General features: G+C 73.3%; 16 protein-coding genes. 3 read left to right on the top strand and 13 right to left on the bottom strand.

All coding sequences use genetic code 11. The annotated features are described in order from the left end of the window. Window positions 1–62 precede the first annotated feature (62 nt). From pgl to tkt, 6 genes are read right to left on the bottom strand one after another with little or no spacing between them, the layout of a single operon-like run. Complete coding sequence (gene pgl, locus FB388_RS15410) at window positions 63–842, bottom strand: 6-phosphogluconolactonase (protein ID WP_142103166.1); 780 nt, start codon at window positions 840–842, stop codon at window positions 63–65. Next, window positions 842–1,804 (bottom strand): glucose-6-phosphate dehydrogenase assembly protein OpcA, encoded by a 963-nt coding sequence (gene opcA / locus FB388_RS15405; RefSeq protein ID WP_142101517.1) that lies wholly within the window; start codon window positions 1,802–1,804, stop codon window positions 842–844. The genes pgl and opcA overlap by 1 nt, the downstream gene beginning before the upstream one ends. 27 nt (window positions 1,805–1,831) lie before the next feature. After that, complete coding sequence (gene zwf, locus FB388_RS15400) at window positions 1,832–3,382, bottom strand: glucose-6-phosphate dehydrogenase (protein WP_142101515.1); 1,551 nt, start codon at window positions 3,380–3,382, stop codon at window positions 1,832–1,834. Between the two features lie 58 nt (window positions 3,383–3,440). Beyond that, complete coding sequence (locus FB388_RS15395; protein ID WP_142101514.1) at window positions 3,441–4,970, bottom strand: glucose-6-phosphate isomerase; 1,530 nt, start codon at window positions 4,968–4,970, stop codon at window positions 3,441–3,443. A gap of 28 nt (window positions 4,971–4,998) precedes the next feature. Beyond that, window positions 4,999–6,108 (bottom strand): transaldolase, encoded by a 1,110-nt coding sequence (gene tal / locus FB388_RS15390; protein WP_142101512.1) that lies wholly within the window; start codon window positions 6,106–6,108, stop codon window positions 4,999–5,001. A 13-nt stretch (window positions 6,109–6,121) separates the two neighbouring features. Continuing rightward, the gene (gene tkt, locus FB388_RS15385) at window positions 6,122–8,209 is read right to left on the bottom strand and encodes a transketolase (protein ID WP_142101510.1); all 2,088 of its coding nucleotides are present in this window, start codon (window positions 8,207–8,209) and stop codon (window positions 6,122–6,124) included. Between the two features lie 309 nt (window positions 8,210–8,518). On the opposite strand from tkt, the gene FB388_RS15380 reads away from it, so the two are divergent. Together FB388_RS15380 and FB388_RS15375 are read left to right on the top strand one after the other, a co-directional pair. After that, window positions 8,519–9,403: a heme o synthase gene (locus tag FB388_RS15380; protein WP_142103164.1), complete on the top strand. Its 885-nt coding sequence runs from the start codon at window positions 8,519–8,521 to the stop codon at window positions 9,401–9,403. 43 nt (window positions 9,404–9,446) lie between these two features. Next, a complete protein-coding gene (locus FB388_RS15375) occupies window positions 9,447–10,895 on the top strand; it encodes an FAD-dependent oxidoreductase (RefSeq protein ID WP_211361930.1) in 1,449 nt (482 codons plus the stop codon). A 114-nt stretch (window positions 10,896–11,009) separates the two neighbouring features. Here FB388_RS15375 and FB388_RS15370 read toward each other — a convergent pair whose 3' ends face one another. The 3 genes from FB388_RS15370 to FB388_RS15360 all read right to left on the bottom strand — a co-directional run bounded on the left by FB388_RS15370 (window position 11,010) and on the right by FB388_RS15360 (window position 13,433). Beyond that, the gene (locus FB388_RS15370; protein ID WP_246121951.1) at window positions 11,010–11,360 is read right to left on the bottom strand and encodes a hypothetical protein; all 351 of its coding nucleotides are present in this window, start codon (window positions 11,358–11,360) and stop codon (window positions 11,010–11,012) included. Between the two features lie 128 nt (window positions 11,361–11,488). After that, window positions 11,489–12,460 carry a quinone oxidoreductase family protein gene (locus FB388_RS15365; protein ID WP_142101508.1) on the bottom strand — a complete coding sequence of 324 codons (972 nt, stop codon included), beginning with the start codon at window positions 12,458–12,460 and terminating at the stop codon, window positions 11,489–11,491. A gap of 7 nt (window positions 12,461–12,467) precedes the next feature. Continuing rightward, on the bottom strand, window positions 12,468–13,433 hold the full coding sequence (locus FB388_RS15360; RefSeq protein ID WP_142101506.1) for a COX15/CtaA family protein: 966 nt from the start codon (window positions 13,431–13,433) through the stop codon (window positions 12,468–12,470). Window positions 13,434–13,562: 129 nt separating this feature from the next. Here FB388_RS15360 and ctaD point away from each other — a divergent pair, with 129 nt between their 5' ends. Beyond that, window positions 13,563–15,314 (top strand): aa3-type cytochrome oxidase subunit I, encoded by a 1,752-nt coding sequence (gene ctaD / locus FB388_RS15355; protein ID WP_142101504.1) that lies wholly within the window; start codon window positions 13,563–13,565, stop codon window positions 15,312–15,314. 47 nt (window positions 15,315–15,361) lie between these two features. On the opposite strand, the gene FB388_RS15350 is transcribed toward ctaD, so the two are convergent. From FB388_RS15350 to FB388_RS15335, 4 genes are all read right to left on the bottom strand, one after another. Continuing rightward, window positions 15,362–16,144: an ABC transporter permease gene (locus FB388_RS15350; RefSeq protein WP_142101502.1), complete on the bottom strand. Its 783-nt coding sequence runs from the start codon at window positions 16,142–16,144 to the stop codon at window positions 15,362–15,364. After that, a complete protein-coding gene (locus FB388_RS15345) occupies window positions 16,141–17,067 on the bottom strand; it encodes an ABC transporter ATP-binding protein (protein WP_142103160.1) in 927 nt (308 codons plus the stop codon). The genes FB388_RS15350 and FB388_RS15345 overlap by 4 nt, the downstream gene beginning before the upstream one ends. Window positions 17,068–17,096: 29 nt before the next feature. Then, a complete protein-coding gene (gene mptB, locus FB388_RS15340) occupies window positions 17,097–18,680 on the bottom strand; it encodes a polyprenol phosphomannose-dependent alpha 1,6 mannosyltransferase MptB (RefSeq protein WP_142101500.1) in 1,584 nt (527 codons plus the stop codon). Between the two features lie 65 nt (window positions 18,681–18,745). Further along, a complete protein-coding gene (locus FB388_RS15335) occupies window positions 18,746–20,641 on the bottom strand; it encodes a serine hydrolase domain-containing protein (protein WP_170225620.1) in 1,896 nt (631 codons plus the stop codon). Window positions 20,642–20,802 lie beyond the last annotated feature (161 nt).

The following is a 20,802-nucleotide window of genomic DNA, read 5'->3' as shown; positions in this document are numbered from 1 at the left end:
CAACTACGTGGAGCAGCGTCAAATTGCCTCCGCTCCGGCGGGCTCGCGGGCCTTCGAAGGCGTCACCCGATCGGGGGCACCAGGTCGCGGGGGAGCTTGGTCGCCGCGGAGCGGTCGAGCAGCCAGCGGGTGCGCCGCCTGCCCTGCGCCCCGGCCACCGGGATCGCGACCTCACCAGCCCCGCCGAGCGCCATGGCGACCGCCGCGGCCTTCCCCTCACCGGTCGTCATGATCCAGACCTCCGCCGCGCGGCGGATCGCCGGCAGTGTGAGCGACACCCGGGTCGGCGGTGGCTTCGGGCAGCCGTGGACGGCCACGACCGTGCGCTCGGTCTCGTACACGGCGGGGGAGTGCGGGAAGACCGACGCGGTGTGGCCCTCCCCGCCCATGCCGAGCATGAGCACGTCGAACATCGGCACGGGGCCGTGGTCCTCCGGTCGGGCCGCCTGCCGGAGGACCTCCGCGTACGCCTCGGCTGCGGCCTCGGCGCCCGCGGGCCCGGTGCCGGTGTCGGCGCCCATCGCGAACACCTTCGCCGGATCGACCGGGACGTGGTCGAGCAGCGCGTCGCGGGCCTGTGTCTCGTTGCGCTCCGGGTCGCCGGGCGGCAGGAACCGCTCGTCGCCCCAGTAGAACTCGACCTTGCCCCAGTCGACGGCGTCGCGGGCCACGGAGGCGCGCAGCTGCTCCAGCACCGCGATGCCGGTGCCGCCGCCGGTGAGCACGATCTTCGGTGTGTTGCCCCCGGCCTGCAGGTCGACGAGCTTGGTGACCAGCCGGGCGGCCACCGCCGCCGCGAGGACGTCCGGGTTCGCGTGGACCGCGATGTCCGGGGTGGGCATCACGCGCCGGCCAGCGCCGGGACGCTCACCGGTGTGCGGCCGCGGGCGACCCTGCCCACGCCGTCGAGCGCGGCGCCGTAGATCTCGTCGGCGTCGAGCCTGCGCAGCTCCTCCGCGAGGCAGTCACGCACCTCGCGGCGGGCGAGCGCGACCAGCCGGTCGGGCTGCCCGGGCTGGCGCAGCGTGCCCACCTTCCCGTCCGGGCGCACGAGCTCGACGGGCCCGGAGCGGCGTTCCAGCCGCACCGACACCACGCCGGGACCGGACGCGGCGGGGGAGCGCTTGACCTTGCAGTCCAGGCGCACCGCGAGCCAGCCGGCGAGCAGCTCGGTGGACGGGGAGACCGCCTCGCCCGCGACGACCACGTTGGTGACCGGCTCGAACGGCGGTGCGTCGAGCGCCGTGGCGAGCAGCGCGCGCCACGGGGTGAGCCGGGTCCAGGTGAGGTCCGTGTCGCCCGCGACGTAGTGCGCGCGCCGCTGCTCGAACGCCTTCAGCGGGTTCTTCGCCGACAGCGCGTCCGTGATGCGGCGTGTCGCCAGCTTGCCGACCGGGTCGTCCGACGGGACGGCCGGTGCCTCCTCCGGCCACCACGCCACGATGGGTGCGTCGGGCAGCAGCAGCGGCACCACCATCCCGGCGCCCGCATCGTCGGAGGCGAGCGGGCCGTAGCCGCGCAGCACGATGACCTCGCTGGCGCCCGCGTCGCCGCCCACCCGGATCTGGGCGTCCAGCCGGGGTGCGGCTCTCCGCTGGCCGCGGGCCAGCACGATGATCCGGCAGGGGTGCTCGTGGCTCGCGGAGTTGGCCGCGGCGATCGAGTCCTCGATCCCGCTGCCGTCCTCGGTGACGATCACCAGCGTGAGCACGCGGCTCATCGTCAGCGCGCCGCCGCTCGCCCGCATCTCGACCAGCTTGCGGTTGACGGCCGAGGTGTTGCTCGAGGGAAGGTCGACGATCATGGCCCTGTTCTCCTCACTGCATCTTCCTCACGGCCGGCGCCAGTTGCGGCCGGTCCGGGCGAGCATGGCGCCCGCCGACTCCGGACCCCAGCTCCCCGCCGGGTACGGGTCGGGACCCTTCTCCTGCCGCGTCCAGTGGTCGATCACCGGGTCGAGGATCTCCCAGGACCGCTCGACCTCGGCGTTGACCGGGAAGAGCGACGGCTCGCCGAGCAGCACGTCCAGGATCAGCCGCTCGTACGCCTCGGGAGAGGCCTCGGTGAAGGCCGAGCCGTAGCCGAAGTCCATGGACACGTCCCGGACCTCCATCTGGCTGCCGGGCACCTTGGAGCCGAACCGCATCGTGACGCCCTCGTCCGGCTGCACGCGGATGACGAACGCGTTCTGCCCGAGCTCCTCGGTCATGGTGGCGTCGAACGGCAGGTGCGGGGCCCGCTTGAAGATCACCGCGATCTCGGTGACGCGCCTGCCGAGCCGCTTGCCGGTGCGCAGGTAGAACGGCACGCCCGCCCAGCGCCGGGTGTCGACCTCGCAGGTGATGGCCGCGAACGTCTCGGTGCGGGAGTTGGGGTCGAACCCCTCCTCCTCGGTGAGACCCTTGACCTTCTCGCCGCCCTGCCAGCCGCCGGTGTACTGCCCGCGCGCGGTGGTCTCGTCGAGCGGGCCGATGAGCTTCGTCGCGTTGAGGATCTTGATCTTCTCGATGCGCAGCTCGTTGGAGGAGAACGAGACCGGCTCCTCCATCGCGGTGAAGGCGAGCAGCTGGAGCAGGTGGTTCTGGATGACGTCCCGGGCGGCACCGATGCCGTCGTAGTAGCCGGCACGCCCGCCCAGGCCGATGTCCTCGGCCATCGTGATCTGCACGCTGTCGACGTAGTGGCTGTTCCAGATCGGCTCGAACAGCTGGTTGGCGAAGCGCAGCGCCAGGATGTTCTGCACCGTCTCCTTGCCGAGGTAGTGGTCGATCCGGAAGACCGAGTCCTCGGGGAAGACGTCGTTGACGATCTCGTTGAGCTCGATGGCCGACTTCAGGTCGTGCCCGAACGGCTTCTCGATGACCACTCGGCGCCAGCCCTGGCCGTCCTGCTTCGCCAGGCCGGAGCGCGCGAGCTGCTTGAGCACCACCGGGAACGCGCCGGGCGGGATCGACAGGTAGAACGCGTGGTTGCCGGCCGTGCCGCGCTCCCGGTCGAGCGCCTGGACGGTCTCCTCGAGCCGGTCGAACGCGTCGTCGTCGTCGAAGCTGCCGGAGACGAACCGGAAGCCCTCGGCGAGCCGGTCCCACACGTGCTGGCGGAACGGCGTGCGGGCGTGCTCCTTGACCGCGTTGTACACGACCTGGCCGAAGTCCTGGTCGGCCCAGTCGCGGCGGGCGAAGCCGGTGAGGGCGAAGCCCGGCGGCAGGAGCCCCCGGTTGGCGAGGTCGTAGATCGCGGGCATGAGCTTCTTGCGCGACAGGTCGCCGGTGACCCCGAAGATGACCAGGCTGCACGGTCCCGCGATCCGGGGAAGCCGCTTGTCCCGCGGGTCGCGCAGCGGGTTGGTCCACCCCGCTGCCGCGGACGTGGCGGTGCTCATCTCACTCCTCGCTGGACTTTGGTCGATTGCTCGGGTTGCGGGGATCATCCCAGGTCTCCTACAGCTGCTGCACGGCGCGCGCCAGGGTGACCAGGCCGGCCACCCGGTCGGTGAAGTGGAGGCGCAGCACGGGGCGTCCGCGGGCGGTGAGCGCGGCGGCGTCGGCCTCCGCGAGCCCCTGCTGGACGGCGTCGAGGGCGGCGGCGGCCTCCGGGCGAAGGCCTGGGTCGTCGGGATCGGCGGTGAGCTGGCAGACGCGGGTGGCGGGCGGGCCGCCCTTCGCGTGCTGGCCGCTACCGGTGAGGCAGCGCGGCGCCCATCCGAACGTCGTGGGGAGGCCGGTGCGGCGGGCGAGCTCCGCGCGCAGCACGGCGGCGGAGGCGTCCTCGATCCGGTCGAGGTAGGCGTGCAGCGCGAGGTGGCGGGCCCCGCTGTCGTCATCCGGGCCCACCAGCGCGTCCCCGATGAAGGCACGCAGGGCGTCGGCGACGGTCGCGGTGCCCGCCGGCAGCCAGTCGCCGGCGTGGACGGCCACCCCCGCTTCGGTGAACGCCGGCCCGTGGTCGGTGACGGCGGCCGGGGTGGCGAGCGCGTCCGGCCGATCGGTGGGGTCGACGCCGAGCACGTGCGCCGCCGCCGCGACCGCGTGTTGCCAGGTGGCCATCTGCTCGGCCACCGATCCGCGGGTGGCGAAGACCGCTCCGGGCACGTCCCCCAGCCCGACGGCGGGCAGCGTGCCCCACTCCGGGGCGTTCGGGCCCTCCACCACCACCGGCACCGGGCCCTGGCCGTCCTTGCCGAGACCGCCGGCCACGAGCTGAGCCGCCCATTCGGCGAGTGCGGGCGCGGCCGGTGCGGCGAGCGCGACCGCGGGAGCGGAGGCGAGCAGCGCACCGAGGCCCAGCGCGTCCCCGCCGGCGGTGGCGAGCTCGGCCCGGACCGTGCCCGCTTCGGTGAGCACCGCCCCCGCGTCGACGCCTGCGAGCCCGGCGGGCACGAGCGCGTACGCGGTGAAGGCGGCCCATGGGCCGTCGACGTCGTCGGGTCCGAGCACGACGACGGTGCCGTTGGTGATGGCGCCGTCCGGGCCCGTGTCCGCCGGCAGCAGCGGCCCGTCCGGCGGCGTGACGACGACGGTGTGCGCGTCGGGGTCGAGGCCCTCGGCCCGGAACGCGGCGTGCACCGTGTCCCGCAGCAGCCGTACCGGCTCGGGGTCCTCGCCGGGCGGTGCCGACAGGACGAGCACCGTGGCGGCGAGCTCGCCGGCGAGTGCGTCGGCGACCTGCGGGGGATCGGTGGTGTCCAGGACGACGAGGCGCGGGTCGGACCCGGTGAGCGCCTCGGCGGCGATGCCGGCGCCGCCCGCCGCGGCGAGCAGCACGCGGACCTGGCCCACCACCCGGCGTTGCTCGGCCAGTGCCGCGACCTCGCCGACCAGCGGCCGCGCCGCGCGCACCGCGCCCATCCACCCCGGCCGGGCGACCCGGGGCCACAACCCCGCGTCGCCGTCCGCGATGCGGGCGGCGACGCCGCCCTCGACGAGGCGCGCGAGCAGCTCCGCCTCGGACGGCACCGGTCGCGCGGTCACCGCTGCGTTCCCCTCCGGCTCGCTGCTGCTAGCGCGCCTGCTCCAGCTGCCCGGTGACGGTGTCGCCGAGCTCGGTCCAGGACTTCTCGAACTTGTCGACGCCCTCGTCCTCCAGCACGAGGAAGACGTCGGTCAGGTCGATGCCGACCCGCTCCAGTGCGTCGAACACCTCCTGCGCCTCGGCGGCCGTGCCGGTGACGCGGTCGCCGTGCACCTCACCGTGGTCGGCGAAGGCGAGCAGCGTCTTCTCCGGCATCGTGTTGACGGTGTCGGCAACGACGAGTTCGGTGACGTAGAGCGTGTCGGAGTAGTCCGGGTTCTTCACGCCCGTCGACGCCCACAGCGGCCGCTGCTTGCGCGCGCCCTTCGCCTCCAGCGCCTTCCACCGGTCCGAGGAGAAGACCTCCTGGTAGGCGGCGTAGGCCAGGCGCGAGTTGGCTACGCCGGCCTTGCCGCGCAGGGCGAGCGCCTCGTCGGAGCCGATCGCCTCCAGCCGCTTGTCGATCTCGGTGTCGACCCGGGAGACGAAGAAGCTCGCCACCGAGGCGATGCCTGCGAGCTGGTGCCCGTTGGCGGCGGCCTGCTCCAGCCCGTCCAGGTAGGCGTCCATCACGGCGCGGTAGCGCTCCACCGAGAAGATCAGCGTCACGTTCACGCTCACGCCCTCGGCGAGCGCGCGGGTGATCGCCGGCAGGCCCGCCTCGGTGGCCGGGATCTTGACCAGCAGGTTGGGCCGGTCGACGGCCTTCCACAGGTCGAGGGCCTGGGCGACGGTGCCCTCGGTGTCGCGGGCGAGGCCGGGGTCGACCTCGAGCGAGACGCGCCCGTCGACGCCGCCCGTGGTCTCCCAGGTGCCGCTGAAGACGTCGCAGGCCTGCTGGACGTCGGCGACGGTGATCTCGCGGACCGCGTCCTCGACCGACGCGCCGCGGGCGGCCAGCTCCCGGACCTGGGCGTCGTAGGCCTCGCCCTTCGCGAGCGCGCCCGCGAAGATCGTGGGGTTGGTGGTGACCCCGACGACGTGCTTGTCGGTGATCAGCTCCTGCAGGTTGCCGCTGTTCAGGCGCTCGCGGGACAGGTCGTCCAGCCAGATGGACACCCCGGCCGCGGCCAGCTGCCCGAGTCGATCGTTGCTCATTGGTTGTTCCTCCTCAGGAAGCCTTCTCGAGGCTGCGCTTCGCGGCGGCGACGACGTTCTCGGTGGTGAAGCCGAACTCCCGGAACAGCGTCTGGTAGTCGGCGCTCGCGCCGAAGTGCTCGATGGAGACGTTCTCGCCCGCGTCTCCGGTGAAGCGGTACCACGGCTGCGCGACGCCGGCCTCGACGCTCACCCGCGCGCGCACGCCCGAGGGCAGGACGGACTCGCGGTACGCCTCGTCCTGCTCGTCGAACCACTCGACGCACGGCATGGACACCACCCTCGTGGCAACGCCCTCGGACTCGAGCACCTTCCGGGCCTCGGCCGCGATCTGCAGCTCGGACCCGGTGGCGATGAGGATCACCTGCGGCTCGCCGGACGACGCGTCGGCCAGCACGTAGCCGCCGCGGGCGACGCCCTCGGCGGACGTGCCCTCCAGCACGGGGAGGTTCTGCCGGGTGAGCGCGAGACCCTTGGGGCCCTCAGGCCGCTCCAGCGCGGCGCGCCACGCGTGGGCGGTCTCGTTGGCGTCTCCGGGACGCAGCATCGCGAGCCCCGGGATGGCCCGCAGCGCGGCCAGGTGCTCGATCGGCTGGTGCGTGGGGCCGTCCTCGCCGAGCCCGATCGAGTCGTGCGTCCAGACGTAGACCACGCTCGACTTCATCAGCGCGGCGAGGCGCACGGACGGACGCATGTAGTCGCTGAACACCAGGAACGTGCCGCCGTACGGGCGGGTGGGCCCGTGCAGCGCGATGCCGTTGAGGATGGCGCCCATCGCGTGCTCGCGGACCCCGAAGTGCAGGGTGCGGCCGTACGGGTTGGCCTTCCACATCTTGGTGGCGGTGGAGGCGGGGCCGAACGAGTCGGCGCCCTCCATCGTGGTGTTGTTGCTCTCCGCCAGGTCGGCCGAGCCGCCCCACAGCTCCGGCAGCACGTCCTTGAGCGCCGTGAGGACCTCGCCGGACGCCTTGCGGGTGGCGACCCCCTTGGGGTCGGGGTCCCAGCTCGGCAGCGCCTTCTCCCAGCCGACCGGCAGGTCGCGGCCCAGCACCCGGTCGAGGAGCTCCTTGCGCTCCGGCTCGCGCGCCGCCCAGTCCTCGTACGTCTTCGTCCAGGCCTGGTGGGCCTCGCGGCCGCGGTCGACCACCTTCCGGGCGTGGGCGAGCACCTCGTCGTCGACCTGGAAGCTCTGCTCCGGGTCGAACCCGAGGATCTTCTTGACCTCGGCCACCTCGTCGGCGCCCAGCGCCGACCCGTGGGCCTTGCCCGTGTTCATCTTGTTCGGCGCGGGGAAGCCGATCACGGTGCGCAGCAGGACGAACGACGGCCGCGTGGTCTCCGCGCGCGCGTTCTCCAGCGCCTCGAGGATGCCGGTGACGTTCTCGCCGCCCTCGACGACCTGCACGTGCCAGCCGTAGGCCTCGTAGCGCTTGGCGGTGTCCTCGGAGAGGGCGATCGTGGTGTCGTCCTCGATGGAGATCTTGTTGTCGTCGTAGATCACCGTGAGGTTGCCGAGCTGCTGGTGGCCGGCCAGGGACGACGCCTCGGAGGTGATGCCCTCCTCGATGTCGCCGTCGGAGGCGATCACGTAGATGTGGTGGTCGAACGGGCTCTCGCCGGGCGCGGCGTCCGGGTCGAACAGGCCGCGCTCCCTGCGCGCACCCATCGCCATGCCGACGGCCGAGGCGAGGCCCTGGCCCAGCGGGCCGGTGGTGATCTCCACACCCGGGGTGTGGCGGTGCTCGGGGTGGCCGGGGGTCTTCGAGCCCCACGTGCGCAGCGACTTCAGGTCGTCGAGCTCGAGCCCGTAGCCGGCCAGGTAGAGCTGGATGTAGAGGGTGAGGCTGGAGTGGCCCGCGGACAGCACGAACCGGTCGCGGCCGATCCAGTCGGGGTCGCTCGGGTCGTGGCGCATGACGCGCTGGAAGAGGGTGTAGGCGAGCGGCGCGAGGCTCATCGCGGTGCCCGGGTGGCCGTTGCCCACCTTCTGCACGGCGTCGGCGGCCAGCACCCGGACCGTGTCGACGGCCCGGCGGTCCAGGTCGGTCCAGTCGTCCGGGACGCTCGCGCGGGTGAGAGTCTCGATGTCGATATCGGCCACAGCTCTTCCCTCGGTTCGGATGGGATGTGCAGGCGGTACGCCTCGGTGCGACCGCACAGCGCTGACTCGCTCGACGGCCAGCCTAGTCACCTCGCACGGCCGCGTGTGATCTCGCGCCGCCGGTCCGCACGGGTCTACCCGGCCGAGGGGGCCGGCATGCCCCGGGCTACCATCGACAAGCCGTAGAACTCGGGTTCCGCCGAGTTCCCCACCACGCGGATCGAGGTTGTGCCGGTGACTCTGCCCGTGTCCCGCCCGGGCCACCCCGAGCAGGGCTCCGCCGGTGCTCGGCGGGGCGGCTGGGAGCGGTTGCGGGACACCGTGCGCGCCTACCTCGGGCTCACGAAGACCCGGATCATCGAGCAGCTCCTCGTGGTCACGGTGCCGGCGATGTTCCTCGCCGAGCGCGGGGTGCCGTCGGTGTGGCTGATCATCGCCACGCTGGTGGGCGGCGCGATGGCCGCCGCGAGCGCCCACGCCCTCAACTGCGTGGTCGACGCCGACATCGACGCCGTGATGAAGCGCACCAGCCGCAGGCCGCTCGCGAAGGGGCAGGTGCCCACCCGGCACGCACTGGTGTTCGGCCTCGTCCTCGGCGCGCTGTCGGCGGTGTGGCTCGGGCTCACCACCAACTGGCTGGCCGCGGGCCTCTCGGTCGGCGCCATCGCGTTCTACGTGCTCGTCTACACGCTCCTGCTGAAGCGCCGCACCTCTCAGAACATCGTGTGGGGCGGCGCGGCGGGTTGCATGCCGGTGGTGATCGGCTGGGCCGCGGTCACCGGCTCGGTCGGATGGCCCGCGCTCGTGATGTTCGGTGTGATCTTCTTCTGGACACCGCCGCACTTCTGGGCGCTCGCCATGCGCTACCGGGAGGACTACGCGGCGGCGAAGGTCCCGATGCTGCCGGTCGTGGCTCCGCCGGAGGAGGTGTCGCGGCGCATCGTCATCTACTCGTGGGTGATGGCCGCGTGGTCGCTCCTGCTGCTCCCCGCCACGTCCTGGATCTACGCCGCCGTCGCCGCGCTGGGCGGCACCTGGTTCGTCCTGCAGGCCCACCGCCTGCACCGCGGCGTGCTCGCCGGGGTGGAGACGCGCCCCATGCGGCTGTTCCACCTCTCGAACGTGTACCTCTGCTGCCTGTTCGCCGCGATCGCGGTGGACGCGGCGATCGGACTCCCGGTCCTCGCGTTCTAGCCGGCCGGACGTATCACGCGCGCTGCTGCGCGCTCCTCGATGCGTGTCGAACTCCCGCCGCCATGTCCTCGTGATCGGGGCCGGGATGAGCGGCCTGTGTGCCGCGATGCTCCTGGCCAGGGACGGTCACCACGTCACCGTCCTGGAGCGTGACCCCGCGCCGCCGCCGGTGCCCCAGGACGCATGGGGGCACTGGGACCGGCGCGGGTGCGCGCAGTTCCGGCTGCCGCACTACATGCTCCCGAGGTTCCGGCGGCTCCTCGAGGCGGAGCTGCCGGACGTCGCCGCGGCGCTCGTCGCGGCGGGCGCCGCCCGCTACGACGTCGTGGCGCAGCTCCCGGACACCGTGACCGGCGGCCGGCGCGCCGACGACGACAGGTTCGCGGTCCTCACCGCCCGCCGTCCCGTGCTCGAGGCCGTCGTCGCGCAGGCCGCGGCGACCGAGCCCGGCGTCGGGGTCCGTCGCGGGGTGGCCGTGCGGAGCCTCCTGACCGCGGGTTCGGACCTCGCCGGCGTGCCGCACGTCGCGGGCGTCGTCACCGGGAAGGGGGAGGTGCTCGCGGCCGACCTGGTCGTCGACGCGGGCGGCCGGCGCTCCGCTCTGCCGGACCTGCTGGCCGCGGCCGGGGTCACCGGGGTCGTGGAGGAGCGCGAGGAGTGCGGCTTCGTGTACTACGGGCGGCACTTCCACAGCCCCGACGGCCTGCCGCCCCAGCTCGGATCGCTGAACCAGCAGTACGACTCGGTCTCGCTCCTGACCCTGCCGGCCGACCGGAACACCTGGTCGGTGACGATCATCGCGGGCTCACGCGACCGGGAGCTGCGCGCCCTGCGCGACCCGGACCGCTGGCGCGCCGCGGTGCGCAGCTACCCACTCGTGGCGCACTGGCTCGACGCCGATCCGATCGACGACGGCGTCGCCGTCATGGCGGGCATCGAGGACCGCATCCGGCGCTTCGCCGGGCCCGATGGCGAGGGGGAGCCCGTCGTCACCGGCGTCGTCGCGGTCGGCGACGCGTGGTCGTGCACCAACCCGACGCTCGGGCGCGGCACGTCCACGGCCCTGTGGCACGCCGTGCTCCTGCGCGACCTGCTGCGAACCGACGACGCGCCGGCCGCCCTTGCCCGGCGGTGGTGGGACAGCACGGCGCAGCTGCTCGAACCCTGGTACCGGGCCACGATCGCGGCCGACCGCACCCGGCTCGCCGAGATCGAGCGCGACCGGGCGGGCGTGCCGAGCCCGCCCGCTGACCCGGCAGGGAGAGTGGGGAAGGCGCTGGTGGCAGGCGCCGGACGCGACCCCGACGTGCTGCGGGACGCGCTGGAGATCGCGTCGATGCTCACGCTGCCGTCCGAGGTGCTCGGCCGGCCAGGTGCGGCCGAGCGCGCACTGGCGGCCGGCGGTGGTGCGCCCCAGTACCCGTTGCCCGGACCCGACCGCCGGGCGCTGCTCTCGGTCGTGGAGGACGCCGTCGCCGCACCCGCCGGATGACACCGGCCGGCAGCTTCCTGCCGTCGGGGAGCAGGAAGGTGCCACGCGGCTTGCAGGAGGACGAATGCGTGCATATCGCACACCATGTGAGTGCGATATGCACGCATCAAGGCGCTACGCCGAGATCATCCCGTGCGGGTCGAGCACGTACTTGCGTGCCGCGCCCTGGTCGAACTCCTGGTAGCCGCGCGGGGCGTCGTCGAGCGGGATGACGGTGGCGTTGACCGCCTTCGCGATCTGCGCCTTGCCGTGCAGGATGCTCATCATCAGCCTGCGGTTGTACTTCAGCACCGGGCACTGGCCGGTGGTGAACGAATGGCTCTTCGCCCAGCCCAGGCCGAGGCGGACCTTGAGCGTGCCCTCCTTCGCGTCGGGATCTGCGGCACCCGGGTCGCCGGTGACGTAGAGGCCGGGGATGCCGAGCCGGCCACCGGCCCGCGTGATGGACATGACCGAGTTCAGCACCGCGGCGGTCCTACTCGCGGTGGGTCGAGGTCACAAGACAGCCACACGGCCCATCCCGGAGGCCCGGGTGCGCGGACTCCACTTCCGGACAGGTCGGCCGGTCCGTCGGTGGGATCGGACGGTCGAGGTCAGGGGATCAGCAGCAGCTTCCCGGTGGTGCGCCTGGCCTGCAGGTCCTCGTGCGCGGTGCGGGCCTCGTCCAGCGGGTAGCGGTGGCCGATCCGCACGTCGAGGGTGCCGTCGGCCACCGCCGTGTAGACGGCGGCGGCGCGGGCGGTGAGCTCGTCGCGGCCGGCGGTGTAGTCGAACAGCTTGGGGCGGGTGAGGTACACCGAGCCCGCGGCGTTGAGCCGCTGCGGGTCGACCGGGGGCACGGGCCCGCTGCTGGCGCCGCACAGCACCAGCATCCCGCGGCGGCGCAGCGCGGCGAGGCTCGCGTCGAAGGTGGTGGCCCCGACGCTGTCGTAGGCGACGTGCACGCCCGAGCCGCCGGTGACCTCCCGGACCGCGGCCGCGAGGTCGTCGACCTCGGTGTAGCGGATCACCTCGGCGGCCCCCGCGCCGCGTGCCAGCTCCTCCTTCTCCGGGGTGGACACGGTGCCGATCACGCGGCCCCCGCGCGCGGTGGCGAGCTGGGTGAGCATCAGGCCGAGCCCGCCCGCCGCCGCGTGGACGAGCACGTCCTGGCCGGGCTGCACAGGGTGGCAGTCGGTGACGAGGCAGTGGGCCGTCATGCCCTGCAGCAGCGCGGCGGCCGCGACCTCGTCGGACAGGGCGTCGGGCACGGCTACGGCCTTGTCGGCGGGGACGGCCACGAGCTCGGCGTAGCTGCCGAGGGTCTCCGACCACGCCACGTGGTCGCCCACCGCGAACTCCGTGACGCCCTCTCCGACGGCGCGCACCCGGCCCGCGCCCTCCAGGCCGGGTACGTACGGCAGCGACATCGGGTAGATGCCCTCGCGCTGGTAGGTGTCGATGTAGTTGACGCCGGCAGCGGCCACCTCCACGAGGAGCGTGCCGGGCCCGGCCTGCGGGTCCGGCAGCTCGACGGACGTCAGGACGTCGGGGCCACCTGCCGAGCTGATCTGGATCGCGCGCACGGGCCGATCATGCCCCGCGGTCGGCGAGCGCGGGCGCCGGGGCGGGGGTGGGCGCGGGAAGCGCCGGTCGCTCGGTGAGCGTGGCCCACAGCGCCGCGGCCGCGACCGTGACGAGCGCGGCGCCGAGCACGTGCAGCGAGACGAGGATCTCGGGGATGCCCAGCGCGTACTGGATCCCGCCGAGCAGTCCCTGCGCGACGACGACCCCCACGAGCACCGCGTAGCGGCGCAGCACCCGGCCGGGCGCGGCGACGGCGCGCAGCGCGAAGCCCAGCCCGACGAGCAGGCCGAGGTAGCAGAACAGGAGATCTGCGTGGACCTGCGCGGCGGACTGGACCGCCACCTGCAGCCGGGGGGTCTGCGCGTCGCCCGCGTGCGGACCCGCGGCGGTGACGAACGAGCCGGCGACGAGGACCGCGGCGAGCAGCGCGGTGGACGTCGCCGCCAGCCCGCGCACGGCACCGGGTACGAGCCGCCGCGGGGGCCCTGCGCCGTCGGAGGCGGCCGCCACCAGCTGCATCGCGAGCCAGACCAGGACCATCGACACGAGCAGGTGGACGCTGACGCTCCACCACACGAGCCCCAGCAGCACCACGCCGCCGCCGATCACCGCCTGGGCGACCACGCCGAGCGGCTGGACCAGCGCGAGAGCGGTGAGCCGCCGCCTGCGGGGGCGGGTGCCGAGAGCCGCGAGCAGGCAGGCGCCGGCGACGAGCACGACGACCCCGGTGAGGAGCCGGTTGCCGAACTCGATCCACTGCGTGAGGGGTTCCACCTCGGGGTGCGGGGTGGGCACCAGGCTGCCGGGGAAGCACTCCGGCCAGGTCGGGCAGCCCAGCCCGGAGCCCGTGACGCGCACGATCGACCCGGTCACCGCGATCCCGGCCTGTGCCACCACCGCGGCGATCGCGAGTGCCCGCATCACCGCCGGGGTGACGGCCGGCAGGCGGTCGAGCAGGGTGGAGCGGGTCATCGACACATCGTAGAAGACCGCGTTTCCGAGGCGTGGGGCGGCGCTTTCGGGGCACCCGTCGATCAGGGGCTGACAGGTCGCCCGCGGAGTCCTACCGTCGTCCGTGCAGCCCAACGCAGGGAGGCCGCGATGACCGCCGTCGAGCCGAAACCGATCGCACCGCAGTACCCGGCCCGCAGAACGCCGAAGGGCGCGACGTTCGCGAAGATGTTGCGGACGACGGACCCCAAGGACATCGCGATCCTCTACCTGGTCACGTCGTTCGTGTTCTTCATGGTCGGTGGGGCGATGGCCCTGCTGATCCGCGGTGAGCTGGCGGTGCCCGGCCTCCAGTTCCTGTCGAACGAGCAGTACAACCAGCTGTTCACGATGCACGGCACGATCATGCTGCTGCTGTACGCGACGCCGATCCTGTTCGGGTTCGCGAACTACATCGTGCCGCTGCAGATCGGCGCCCCGGACGTCGCGTTCCCGCGGCTGAACGCCTTCTCCTACTGGCTGTTCCTGTTCGGCGGGCTCATCGTGATGTCCGGGTTCCTCACCCCGGGCGGCGCGGCCGACTTCGGCTGGTTCGCCTACGCGCCCCTGCACAACGAGACGTTCTCGCCGGGCAGCGGCGGTGATCTCTGGGCCGTCGGCCTCATCGTGTCCGGGCTCGGCACGATCCTCGGCGCGGTCAACTTCACCACGACGATCATCTGCATGCGGGCGCCCGGCATGACGATGTTCCGGATGCCGATCTTCTGCTGGAACATCCTCGCGACCGCGATCCTGATCCTGATCGCGTTCCCGGTGCTGACGGCCGGGCTGTTCGGGATCCTGGCCGACCGGCGCTTCGGCACCCACGTGTTCGACCCGGCCAACGGCGGCGCGATCCTCTGGCAGCACCTGTTCTGGTACTTCGGCCACCCCGAGGTCTACATCGTGGCGCTGCCGTTCTTCGGCATCGTCACCGAGGTCATCCCGGTGTTCAGCCGCAAGCCGCTCTTCGGCTACAACGGCATGGTCTTCGCGACGATCGCCATCACCGCGCTGTCCTCGGTGGTGTGGGCCCACCACATGTTCGCCACCGGCGCCGTGCTGCTCGCGTTCTTCTCGATCACCACGTTCCTCATCGCCGTGCCCACGGGGATCAAGTTCGTCAACTGGATCGGCACGATGTGGCGCGGGCGGATCACGTTCGAGACGCCGATGCTGTTCAGCGTCGGGTTCATGGCCACGTTCCTGTTCGGCGGCCTCACCGGCATCCTGCTGGCCTCACCGCCGCTGGACTTCCACGTGTCCGACACGTACTTCGTGGTGGCGCACTTCCACTACGTGCTGTTCGGCACGATCGTGTTCGCCACCTACGCCGGGATCTACTTCTGGTTCCCGAAGATGACCGGCCGGTTCCTCGACGAGACGTGGGGCAAGGTCCACTTCTGGCTGACGTTCGTCGGGTTCCACCTGACGTTCCTGGTGCAGCACTGGCTGGGCAACGAGGGCTTCCCCCGCCGCTACGCCGACTACCTGCCGGGCGACGGGTTCAACGCGCTGAACGCGCTGTCCTCGATCGGGGCGTTCGTGCTGGGGGCCTCCGTGCTGCCGTTCGTCTGGAACGTGTTCCGCAGCTACCGCTTCGGCCGCGTGGTCACGGTCGACGACCCGTGGGGCTTCGGCAACTCGCTCGAGTGGGCCACGTCCTGCCCGCCGCCGCGGCACAACTTCACGGAACTGCCGCGGATCCGGTCGGAGCGCCCGGCGTTCGAGCTGCACTACCCGCACCTGGTCGAGCGCTTCCGCGGCGAGGCGCACATCGGGTGGCGGGCGGCTCCGTCCGAGGAGCTCGCGCAGGCCGTGGGCAAGGAGACGCAGCCGGACGACGACCCGAAGTCGCGCTGATACTCGACGGCGGATCATGCCCGTCGAGATCGCGGGTATCGGTCCGGCTAGCGCAGGCGGACTGTGCGCAGCGCGAGGGAACCGGCCGCCACCGTCCAGGCGAGCAGTACGAGCACGGCGCCCGCTGTCGGCGGCCGTCCCGTGGCTAGCGTGTCGCGCAGGCCTTCGGCGAGCGCGCCGGACGGCAGCGCCGCGGCCACCGCGGCGAGCGGGCCGGGTAGCTGGTCGAGCGGGATCACGATGCCGCCCGCGAGCAGCAGCACGAACCAGGCGAGGTTGGCCACGGCGAGGGTGATCTCGGCGCGCAATGAGCCGCCGAGCAGGATCCCGAGCGCGGCGAAGGCGGCGCAGCCCAGCAGCACCAGCAGGACACCCCAGCCGACGCCCGCAGGCGCGGGCCGCCAGCCGAGGGCGGCGGCGATCGCGCCCAGCACCACGATCTGGACGGCGACGACGCCCAGCACGGCGGCGAGCCGCCCGGCCACGAGCAGCCAGCGGGGGAGCGCGGTGGCGGCGAGCCTGCGCACCACGCCGTAGCGGCGGTCGAACCCGAGGGCGATCGCCTGGCCGGTGAAGGCGGTGGACATCACGGCGAGCGCGAGCACCCCCGGTGCCACCGTGGCGACCCGCGGCTCCGGCAGCGGCACCACCGTCAGCAGGGTGAGCCCGACCAGCAGGACGATCGGGATCAGCACCGTGAGCAGGACCTGCTCGCCGTGGCGCAGCGCGAGCCGCAGCTCGGTGGCCGACTGCGCGGCGAGCATCCGCAGGGGCGCCCCTGGGCCGGGGCGGGGCGTGAACGTGCCGGCCGGGAACAGCGGTGGGGTCATGAGCGCAGCTCCCGCCCGGTGAGCTCCAGGAACACGTCCTCCAGGCTGCGCCGCGCGACCTGCACGTCGTCGGCGAGCGCGCCCTGGGCGGCGCACCAGGAGGTGATGGTGGACAGGACGTGGGGGTCGATGCGGCCCTGCACGACGTAGCGCCCGGCGACGGGCTCGTCGGCGCCGTACCCGGTGGGGAGCGCCGCGGCCAGCTCGGCGACGTCCATGCCGGGCCGCGCGCGGAAGCGCAGCTCCTGCTGGCCGCCGGTGGCGGTGAGCGCTGCGGGGGAGCCCTGGGCGACGACCCGCCCGCCGTCGACGATCACGACGTGGTCGGCGAGCGCCTCGGCCTCCTCCATCAGGTGCGTGGTGAGCAGCACGGACACCCCGTCGCGACGCAGCGCGCGGATCAGCTCCCAGACCAGCAGGCGGCCCTGCGGGTCCATCCCGGCCGTCGGCTCGTCGAGGAACACCAGCTCCGGGCGGCCGACGATCGCGCACGCGAGGGCGAGCCGCTGCTGCTGGCCCCCGGAGAGCCGCTTGTACGGGGTGCGGGCGCAGGAGTCGAGCCCGAGTACCGAGGAGAGCCAGCCGACCTCGAGCGGGTGTGCTGAGCAGGCGGCGACCAGGCGCAGCATCTCGGCGGCGTGCACGCCCGGGTAGGCGCCGCCGCCCTGCGGCATCACGCCGATGCGGGCGCGCAGGGCGTCCGGGGCACCGGCGGGGTCGACGCCGAGCACCCGCACCTCGCCCGCGTCGGCGCGCAGGAAGCCTTCGCAGACCTCGACGGTGGTGGTCTTGCCCGCGCCGTTGGGCCCCAGCAGCGCGAGGACGGAGCCTGCGTGCAGCTCGAGGTCGAGCCCGTCGACCGCGGTGGTGCGGCCGTAGCGTTTGACGAGGCCCCGGACCTGAACGGCGGGCGGCCCGTCCATCGACCGCGCGGTACTCACGATCGTCGAGCTTAAGGCGTGGTCTCGGGCACGGGGACGGGGGAGCGGCCGGGCAGCACGTCGATGTCGTGGCCGCTCTGGCCAGCGAGGTGGTGGCGCAGCACGAGCAGGATGACCAGCAGGATCCCGATGCCGGCGATGATCGACAGGGGGAGCTGGAACGCGCGGAACTGGAAGTCCGCCCCGGTGGGCGGCACGAGCAGCGCGAGGACGGCCGATGCGGCGAGCGCGGCGCGCCGGTAGCGCGGCAGGCCGCGGGTGGCGGCGAGCGGGATGGCGGCCCACAGCAGGTACCAGGGGTGCACGACCGGGCCGAGGAGCACCACGGCGCCGAGCGCGGTGCCCATGCCGGTGATCGGCTCGACGCGGCCCCGCAGCACGGCGAACAGCAGCATCACGACGAGCACGGCCGACGCGGCCAGGCCGATGTTGCGGGACACGGCGAGCACGGCGTCGGTGTGGTCGCCCAGCCTGGCCAGGATGCCGACCTGGCCGCCGATCATGCCGAGGTCGGTGGTGACCGACATCCAGCTCCGGATGAGCTGGGGGATGTCGAGGGTCTTCAACCAGCCGAGCCCGACGCCGGTGCCGACCGACAACGGGAGGTAGCAGACCACGGAGAGGAGGCTGAACAGCCCGGCGACCGGCACCACGTGGGCGATGCGGCCGCCCCGGCGGCGGGCCCACTCCATCCCGAGGAAGCCCAGCGCGAGGATGGCCGGGAGCTTGATCGCCGACGCCGCGATGATGAGCAGCGCGCCCACCAGGAGGTTCCGGTCGAGCAGCCGGTCCCCGGCGCGCAGCCCGATCTCGAAGCCGGCGAGCATCAGGCCGACCATGAGCGCCTCGTTGTGGATGCCGCTCACGAGGTGGAACAGGACGAGGGGGTTGGCGAGGCCCAGCCACATCGCGAGGCCGGTGTCGAGCCCGCAGCGCCGGGCCAGCTTCGGCAGCGCCCACACCATGAGGCCGAGGCCGGCGAACGCGAGCAACCGGTACTCGAAGATGCCGAGCACGATGTCGTTGCCCGACAGCGCCGTGATCCCGCGGCCCATGATCAGGAAGAGCGGGCCGTACGGCGCGGGGGTGTCGCGCCAGATCGTGGGGATGCTGCGGGTGAGCGGGTCGTCCACGCCGAGCGCCTCGGCCGGCCCGAGAACGTACGGGTCGAGACCGCGGGCGAGGGTGGCGCTCTGGGCGAGGTAGCTGTAGACGTCGCGGGAGAAGAGCGGCGGTGCCAGCGCGAGCGGCACCGCCCACATCACAGCCGTGCGGGCGAGCTGCGCAGGCGTGGGCGCAGGCGGTACGGCGCCGCGGGCGCGCAGCATCTTGCCGACCCACAGCCACGCGAGCACGAGCAGGCAGATGCCGGTGTAGGTGACGGCGATCGCGATGGTGGTGTTGCGGCTGGGCAGGCCGAGCAGCCGCAGCCCGAACACCGGGTTGGGCACCGGCAGCGCGCCTGCCCCGAGCCCACCGGCCGCCATGAGGAGGGTGCCGGTGAGCCCGACGAGCCGGGGCATCCGGCTCGGGTCGCGCACGCGGGAAGGGGCGAGCACCGCAGCCTCTGCGGTGTCCAGCTCCCGGGCGACCATGGGGGCCAGCGTATCCAGTGCCGCCCGCCGGTTCGTCACCACGTGGCCGGACGTGTTCGGCCGGGTCACGCACCCGGCAGGGTGACGAAGTTGTACTCCCAGGCCACGGCCAGGAAGGTCATCCCGGCCAGCGCGACCACCGTGTAGTGCAGCCGGGCCGCCGTCGACCACCACCGGCGGCGCCAGGCGAGCGCGGCCGACACCAGCACCCCGAGCGCGCAGACCGCGGCGAGCGTCGGCAGCGCGCACAGCACTGCGAGCGCCGCGGTGTCGCCGATGAGCGCGTCCAGGAACCGGTCGAGCGGGTTCGCCAGCCAGGCCGCGAACGCCAGGAACACCATGAGCAGCAGGGCCATCGCCCCGGCCAGCCACCTGGCGAGGAGTGGGGGACCTGCGTCCGCCCGTCGACGGCGGATGAGCGCGGCCACCGGCCACGCGAGCGTCGTCAGCAGGACGACGGCGGCGCCGAGCGCCAGCGCGAGGTGCAGGGTGGTGCCCTGCCACCACCCCACGCGTTCCCAGGCCACGGTGGCGTCGTCCCCGCTGGCGAGGTGCGCCCCGCCCGGGCCGAACGCGAGCAGGTCCGCGCGGCCGTCGGCGCGGTACAGGCGCTCTCCGACCGGAACCCAGCGCACGGTGCCGGGCAGCTCGTACAGCACCGGCCCGACGGTGGTGAGCGAACCGTCCGGGGCGGCCTCGACCTGCACGTCCGCGAGCACCCTCGCGAGCAGGCGGGACGGGTCGGACGTGCTGATCCGGGCGTAGCGGAAGCTGCCTGCCAGCTCGGCGGCCGGTGCGGCGTCCACCTCCGGATACGTGGAGACGCCGATCGGTCCGGGCGGGAGGAGCTCGTCGGCCAACCGGCGGACCAGCTCGTGGAGACCGGCGGAACCGCCGATGTCGGTGCCGTCGCCGTTCACCGCGGCGAACACCCCCACTCCGAGGGTGGGGAACAGGGCCATCACCGAGTGCGAGCCGAAGCCGTCCCCGTCGTGCCCGAACATCCGGTGGCCGCCGAGCACGCCGTGCTGGAACGCGTACCCCATCCCGGGCAGGCGGGGGTCGACGGCGAACTGCTGGTCCTGCATCGAGCGGAGCGGGCCGTCGTCCAGGAGCCGGGGGTCGCCCCGCAGCTCGGCGAGCATGAACCGGGCCATGTCGGAGGCGGACGCGATGGCGGAACCGGCCGGGGCCATGAAGTCGTACGACGGCGGGACCGGGGAGTTCCCCGCGCCGTCCGGCCGGTAGGTGCGGGCGGCCTCGGCCCGCAGCGGGTGGGACGCCGACTGGTCGAACGTGCTCCGCTCCATCCCGAGCGGGCCGAAGACGTTCTCCTCCACGTACCGCTCGAACGGCATTCCCGCGCGCAGCTCCACGACGTGCCCGGCGAGGGCGAGGCCGTAGTTGGAGTAGGACGGCAGCAGCCCGGGCGGCCGGACCCGCGCCGGCTGGTGGGTGGCGAGGTAGTCGCCCAGCGGCTGCCGGGCCGCGCCCGCGTTGCCCGTGTTGCGCTCCTCGTAGCCCGCGGTGTGCGTCAGCAGGTGGGCCAGGGTCACCGGCTGCCCGGGATACGTGTCCGGCACCCGGAAGCCGGCGAGGTGCTCGTTCACGTCGCGGTGCAGGTCGAGCTCGCCGCGCGCGACGAGCTGCATCACCGCCGTGGCCGCGAACACCTTGCTGATCGAGTCGACCCGGACGGGGGTGCGGTCGTCGAGCGGGCGACCGGTGCCCAGGTCGGCCGTGCCGTAGCCCCCGGCGAACACCTGTCTCCCGCCTGCCACGACGGCGACGGACGCGCCGGGCAGCTGCAGCAGCCGCAGCTGTTCGGGCACCTCGCGGTCCAGGAAGGCCCGGACCGCGCCGGGATCGAGCGTGCTCGGCGGAGCGCCCCAGGCGCTGCCGGCCGTCACGAGGCCGCTGACCAGCACGCCGACGAGGACGAGCACAACCCGGAATCGCACGTGAGCAGCGTCACGAACCGGGCCGGGGTGATCAATCCGGCCAGCCACCGGGAGATCGGGGGGAGATCCCCCGCCCGACCTGCGGCTACCCCGAGCGGACGGCCCGCGTGAGGGTCCTCACCTCGGGCGGGGCCGCCTTTGCCCTGGCGAGGGATATACGC

Source organism: Pseudonocardia cypriaca (assembly GCF_006717045.1).
Classification (GTDB): Bacteria; Actinomycetota; Actinomycetes; order Mycobacteriales; family Pseudonocardiaceae; genus Pseudonocardia; species Pseudonocardia cypriaca.
This window is presented reverse-complemented; position numbering and strand designations above follow the sequence as displayed.

Excerpts from the sequence above, each read along its gene's own strand:
- zwf (WP_142101515.1), bottom strand. The coding sequence starts at position 3,382 with ATGAGCACCGCCACGTCCGCGGCAGCGGGGTGGACCAACCCGCTGCGC.
- mptB (WP_142101500.1), bottom strand. The coding sequence starts at position 18,680 with ATGGTCGCCCGGGAGCTGGACACCGCAGAGGCTGCGGTGCTCGCCCCT.
- pgl (WP_142103166.1), bottom strand. The coding sequence starts at position 842 with ATGCCCACCCCGGACATCGCGGTCCACGCGAACCCGGACGTCCTCGCG.
- opcA (WP_142101517.1), bottom strand. The coding sequence starts at position 1,804 with ATGATCGTCGACCTTCCCTCGAGCAACACCTCGGCCGTCAACCGCAAG.
- FB388_RS15350 (WP_142101502.1), bottom strand. The coding sequence starts at position 16,144 with ATGACCCCACCGCTGTTCCCGGCCGGCACGTTCACGCCCCGCCCCGGC.
- tal (WP_142101512.1), bottom strand. The coding sequence starts at position 6,108 with ATGAGCAACGATCGACTCGGGCAGCTGGCCGCGGCCGGGGTGTCCATC.
- ctaD (WP_142101504.1), top strand. The coding sequence starts at position 13,563 with ATGACCGCCGTCGAGCCGAAACCGATCGCACCGCAGTACCCGGCCCGC.
- FB388_RS15360 (WP_142101506.1), bottom strand. The coding sequence starts at position 13,433 with ATGACCCGCTCCACCCTGCTCGACCGCCTGCCGGCCGTCACCCCGGCG.
- FB388_RS15345 (WP_142103160.1), bottom strand. The coding sequence starts at position 17,067 with ATGGACGGGCCGCCCGCCGTTCAGGTCCGGGGCCTCGTCAAACGCTAC.